This is a genomic window from Micropruina sp., from assembly GCF_027492755.1.
GTDB lineage: Bacteria > Actinomycetota > Actinomycetes > Propionibacteriales > Propionibacteriaceae > Micropruina.
Genome location: NZ_JAPUED010000086.1, coordinates 1 through 5096 on the forward strand (window position 1 = coordinate 1; position 5096 = coordinate 5096).

Here is a 5096-nt window from a genome sequence, read left to right on the forward strand (position 1 = left end):
CCACTACTGCGTCGACCGTCAGATCGCGATGCTTGCGCCGCGTCCGTACCGCCGCATTCCGTAGTTCGCCCGCGCGATACCCGACCTCCGGGCCGACATCGACCAGCCGGACCGCCTTGACGGCCCGCTGGACAGCAACATCGCGAGCGGTTCCATCGGCGGCCTCGGCCAACGTCAGGATGCGTAGAGGATCGAGTCGCTGCGCTTGGCGAACGTCGCCCACGCCTGCATGCTGCGCGCTTCACGGGCCAGCGCCGACAGCGCCTCCGCATCAAGCAGCACCGAGTGCGGCCGGACGATCATTCCGCAAGCCGGGCGAAGATGGCCGCCACCTCATCCCCATCGACCGCGCCATGCTCGGCCTCCATCCGAGCCAAGGCATCATCCAAGGCGTCCCGCTCCAGTTGACGGGCCACCGCCGCAGCCACATACCCAGAGAACCCACGCGCGCCAACCCGCGAACGCACCGACTCCGACGTCGCTGCAGGCAACGACACAGAGTGCTTCTCCACTCCCTGAGCTGACGACATGGCTTGCAGGCTAGGTTGTTCGCGTGCACGCCTTCCATGTGAGCTCGAGTCTGAACCGGGCGTCGATCACGGAGCACGGCCTGGACTGGAGTCGCATGGGAGTTGGTCCTGGCATCGCGGGCAGCCCCACTCCTGAGGTGGCCGGCGTCTACTTGTGCCTGGACGAATTCGAAGCGGACTGGTTCGTGCGGCTCAACAACACCGGCGGTCCGGTCGATGTCTGGAGAATCGACGGGGTCGACGAGACACGCCTGATCGACAACGGCAGTGGCCACAGCTACACAGACGAGAAGATCCCTCCCAGCCAGCTCACTCTGCTGCGACAAGACCTCCCTCAGCGGCATCAAGCCGAGTAGAGCAACGTCACCATCAACCCCGCCGACCGCGGGGCGCCAGGATTCTTGGTGCGCAGCGGCGATCGTCTGGCCCGGACGAATCGGCTTGTCCGGCCACCCTGCTGTCGGACGCCGCTGCTCGCGCGCTGCTCAACCCACGGTGGCGACGATGCTGAGCTGCGTACCGTCGGGACTCATCCAGAGGCCGATGTCACCGCCCAGCGCGTCACGAAAGGACGTGCTGTAGAAGAAGGTCGCCCCCTCCGGATCGTCGGTGCCACTCGGCGTTCGGAACAGCTCGGGAGGCTCCTCAGTTGGCTCAGCGCCCATTCTCGCTGCTTCTCGCATCGCCGCCTCTCTCACCGACACCTGGGCGGGCGTCTCATCCGCGCGGTCCGCGATGGCGTAGATGATCCGGTGGAGCCGTTCCTCCCAGTCGTCGTAGTCAGACAGGATGCTGATACTCGACCAGGTCGGCGTGCGATATGCGCGCGGATGTGGTCGTTCGTCCGGCTGCTCATCGGGCTGGAACTCAACGCCGAACTCCGCTCCGACTGCTTCGACCAGCACGATGATCATCGGGTCGTATCTGCGTCGAGCCTCTGTCAGCTCGATCACCGGCCGGCGCTGCGCGCGCAAGATCTTCCTGAACAGCCATGCTGCGCGAAGGAGGCCAAACAACCCACCCGATGAGTTGCCCCATACGAACCTCACGACGCAAGCGTGCCAGACCTCCTCCGAACGGGGATGCCGGCTCAGGCGACGCCGACGTGCGCCTCGCGGCGGGTGTCGCCGGCCGCCTGCAGGGTGCCGTCCTGGTGGCGCAGTGCGGCGCCCACCCCACCGAAGTACATGTGCGGCTCGCCGTACTCGTGGCCGGTCAGGCCGAGTTCGGCGATGGCTGCCGCGATTCCCGCGTCGGGTTCGTGCTCGACCACCAATCCGTGGTCGGAGTGCCGCACGTGCAGCCGGGGATTGGCGATGGCTTCGGCAAGTTCCTTGCCATGCAGGCAACCCTGGCCCAGCACGAGCATCAGGGCGGTGGTGATCCGGTCCGCACCGGGTGATCCGATCGCCATCACCTGGCCATCGTCACTGCGACCCACGGTGGGGGCCATGTTGGACGCCAGCCGCGTCCCCGGTGGCGTCGCGTGGAGCCCCAGCCGGTTGAGTTCCACCTCGCCCAGTGCGTTGTTCAGCAGCACACCGGTGCCAGGAATGCAGAGACCGGCGCAGTATCCGCTGCTCATGGTGACGGCGCAGGCGTTGCCGTCGGCGTCGACCGCGGAGATGTGTGCTGTGGAGGACGATCCGCGCAGCGCGGAGAGTCCGTATCGCCCCACCGAATCCAGCAGGCGGATGCCGTCCGCCTCGAGGTCGCGTGACAGGTCGTGGGTGGTGAGCCGATACGACAACACCGCCCGCTGAATCTCGATGGCGTCGCGCCAGGTCCAGTCGCCGATCCGAGCCAGCTCACCCAGCATCACAGCCAACATCGGCCCGCCCACCGCCGGCGGCGGGTTCACACAGATCCGCCAGTGGCCCACCTTCGAGACGTGCGCCGGGCGACTCACCGGACGGTAGCGGGCCAGGTCGGACGCGGTGATCAGGCCGTCCCGGTCAGCCATTTCCGAAGCCAGCGCCTGCCCCACCGCACCGGTGGTGAACAACTCCGGACCCTCAACGGCAAGCTGATCGAGCACTGCCGCCAACTGCGGATTGCTGGTCAACTCCCCCGGGCCGAGCAGACTGCCATCAGGCCTGGTGACCAGCGCATGAGCCTCGGCATCGGTGGCGAACAGGCTGTCCGCGGTGTAGGCAAGGTAGCGCGCCGCCGCCGCCCCGATCGGGTACCGACGGGCCGCGCGGGCGGCGGGTGCGACCAGGTCCGCCCAGGGCAGCCGGGCGAAGCGGGTCTGCGCCACGCCGAAGGCGGGCACGATGCCGGGGGTGGCCACCGAGCCGTGGCCGGCATACATGGTCACCCCACCGCCATAGGAGGTGACCACCCGGCGCAGGCCATGACCGCGGCGCCTCGGATCACCCTCTCGACCAGGCATTTCGACATTGCCGTCGATCACCTCCGGATCACCGCCGGCCGGCCAGACCGCGACGTAGCAACCCCCACCCAGGCTGACCATGCCCGGCTCGGTGGCCATGGCCACCAGTGCGGCAGCGAGTGCGGCGTCCACGGCGTTGCCGCCGTTCCGGCCGACCAAGAGGCCGGCTTCGAGGGCCTGAGCGCCCGTGGCGGCGACAGCGATGGTGGGCCTGGTCACAGCGCTATCTTGGTGGCCAGCACCGACATCCAACAGATCGACACGTCGTCCATGTCGGGGCCGACCAAGACGGAGAGATGCGTCCGGCCGCTTGTCCGGCATCCGATCGCTGGCGAGACGTCACGATCATGACCGTCGACGGATGCGCTCGCCGAAGAACCTTCGGCGTTTGCGGCCGCTCATCCTCGCCTCCTCGCACGCCCGAACCTCTTCGGCCGCCTTGCGACGGGACTCCTCGGCTCGGGCCGCTCTGCGGTCGGCCCACGCGGCCACGGTGGCCTCAATGTCGCGCGGCATTGTGATCAGAGGCGGCCCGGCGGGGAGCTGGTAGCGGGCCCAGATCACCCGCTCGTTGAACTCCTCGACCTCGCGGCGCACCGCCGCCTCATCCGAGAGCCGGTCGAGTTGCTCGTCCAGCGCAGCGTCGTCCACGCGGAGCTGGACGGACGGCGGCAGCATCACGAGCCCCTCACGTTTCATGAGGTTCTTGAGCCACCAGTCGGGGTCGTGATGGTCCGGCAGGTCGAGCGGCTTTCCTGCTCCAGGCAGGTTGTCGAACTCGCCCCGTTCGATGGCGTTCCTGATCTGCCTGTCGGCGAGCAGCGCGATCACCACGTCGGTGTCGAACGCGAAGGCGGACGGGTTGTAGAACCTGAGCGGCAACTCGTGTTCAGCCATCGGCACTCCAGTTCACAGCACTTCTCAAGTCATCTGTATTATGTCATGCGTATTGGAAACTGAGGAGTCCAGGTGCCGAAGCAGGTGGATCATCACGAGCGACGCGAATCGATCGCTCACGCGCTGTGGCGGGTCGTCGACCAGCAGGGCTGGGCGAAGGCGACCATGCGCGAAGTCGCCCGCGAGGCGGGAGTCTCATTGGGACAGCTGCAGCACTACTTCTCGTCACGAGCCGAGATGCTCGCGTTCGCGATGGAGTTCACCTCGGAGCAGACATCCCATCGAGTCGAACGAGGCCTGACGTCGCTCGGTCACCCGCCGCATCCTCGCGACGTGCTGCGACTGGCGATCACCGAGTTGCTCCCCCTTCGACCCGACTCTCGTGCCACCAGTCGCATGAACGCGGCCTACGTCCTCGAAGCCATGCACGACCCCTCGCTGCGGGAGCGGGTCGGCGTCGGACTCCGCGAGGGGCGCGCGCAGGTCGAACTTCTCATCAGGCAGGCGATGAGCAGCGGGCAGATCCGTCCGGACTGCGATCCGACCATCGAAACGGACCTCATCCTTGCCCTGACCGGCCTCGCCCCACTTCTCGAGCTCAACGTCATCGAACCGCGCGCGGCCCTCGCAGCCATTGACAAGCATCTGGATCGACTCTTCGAACCTGCGTCATGAAGCCGCGCCGCGGGACGAGCAGACACAGCGGACCGAGCCTGAACACAACAAGGAACCCGCGCGCCGACGTCCCGAATTAGCATTGCGGTGTGAATGACGCCCTCGACGACGGCCCGTTCTTCCACGGCACCGCGGCAACTCTGCGACCTGGTGACCTGCTCACCCCTGGCTTCCGTTCGAACTACCGGCCGGACGTGGTGATGAACCATGTGTACTTCACTGCGCTTCGCGACGGAGCCGGATTGGCGGCCGAACTCGCTGTCGAGCTGCTCGGCGGCAGCGGTGTCCCCCATGTCTATGAGGTCACACCCACCGGTGCCTTCGAGAACGACCCGAACGTCACCGACAAGAAGTTCCCCGGCAATCCGACGCGGTCCTTCCGAACGGCCGAGCCGCTTCGCGTGGTGCGCGAGGTCACCGACTGGACGAGGCTCACACCCGAAGCCCTGCAGGTCTGGCGCGATCGACTGATCTCCAAGGCACCAGCCGAACGTGGCGAGATCCTCAACTGAGAATCACCACCGCACTACACGGTAGTGCGTGGTAGCACCCACGAACATCCGGTTTGCGGAACCGACGCAGGAATCACTGACCCGCTT

8 protein-coding genes are annotated in these 5096 nt (G+C 66.8%); 3 read left to right on the forward strand and 5 right to left on the reverse strand.

Translation table 11 applies throughout. The annotated features are described in order from the left end of the window. Positions 1-174: 174 nt before the first annotated feature. Positions 175-303: a hypothetical protein gene (locus Q0066_RS05805; RefSeq protein ID WP_298130994.1), complete on the reverse strand. Its 129-nt coding sequence runs from the start codon at positions 301-303 to the stop codon at positions 175-177. Continuing rightward, entirely contained in the window at positions 300-428 is a 129-nt protein-coding gene (locus Q0066_RS05810; protein WP_298130995.1) for a hypothetical protein, read from the reverse strand. Before Q0066_RS05810 ends, Q0066_RS05805 begins: the two co-directional genes overlap by 4 nt. A gap of 125 nt (positions 429-553) precedes the next feature. Between Q0066_RS05810 and Q0066_RS05815 the strand changes: the two genes are divergently transcribed. Further along, positions 554-886: a hypothetical protein gene (locus Q0066_RS05815; RefSeq protein WP_298130997.1), complete on the forward strand. Its 333-nt coding sequence runs from the start codon at positions 554-556 to the stop codon at positions 884-886. 129 nt (positions 887-1015) lie between these two features. Here Q0066_RS05815 and Q0066_RS05820 read toward each other — a convergent pair whose 3' ends face one another. The 3 genes from Q0066_RS05820 to Q0066_RS05830 all read right to left on the reverse strand — a co-directional run bounded on the left by Q0066_RS05820 (position 1016) and on the right by Q0066_RS05830 (position 3759). Then, positions 1016-1579, reverse strand: a complete 564-nt coding sequence (locus Q0066_RS05820; RefSeq protein WP_298130998.1) for a hypothetical protein — start codon at positions 1577-1579, stop codon at positions 1016-1018. Positions 1580-1620: 41 nt separating this feature from the next. Further along, positions 1621-3144, reverse strand: a complete 1524-nt coding sequence (locus Q0066_RS05825; protein ID WP_298130999.1) for a gamma-glutamyltransferase — start codon at positions 3142-3144, stop codon at positions 1621-1623. Between the two features lie 126 nt (positions 3145-3270). Continuing rightward, positions 3271-3759 carry a DUF1992 domain-containing protein gene (locus tag Q0066_RS05830; protein WP_298131000.1) on the reverse strand — a complete coding sequence of 163 codons (489 nt, stop codon included), beginning with the start codon at positions 3757-3759 and terminating at the stop codon, positions 3271-3273. A 135-nt stretch (positions 3760-3894) separates the two neighbouring features. Here Q0066_RS05830 and Q0066_RS05835 point away from each other — a divergent pair, with 135 nt between their 5' ends. Both Q0066_RS05835 and arr read left to right on the forward strand, forming a co-directional pair. Next, positions 3895-4497, forward strand: a complete 603-nt coding sequence (locus Q0066_RS05835; RefSeq protein ID WP_298131002.1) for a TetR family transcriptional regulator C-terminal domain-containing protein — start codon at positions 3895-3897, stop codon at positions 4495-4497. 89 nt (positions 4498-4586) lie between these two features. Then, complete coding sequence (gene arr / locus Q0066_RS05840) at positions 4587-5009, forward strand: NAD(+)--rifampin ADP-ribosyltransferase (protein WP_298131004.1); 423 nt, start codon at positions 4587-4589, stop codon at positions 5007-5009. Positions 5010-5096: the final 87 nt, after the last annotated feature.

Bases quoted from the DNA above. Each gene is read 5' to 3' on its own strand.
- Q0066_RS05805 (WP_298130994.1), bottom strand. From the start codon at position 303: ATGATCGTCCGGCCGCACTCGGTGCTGCTTGATGCGGAGGCGCTGTCG.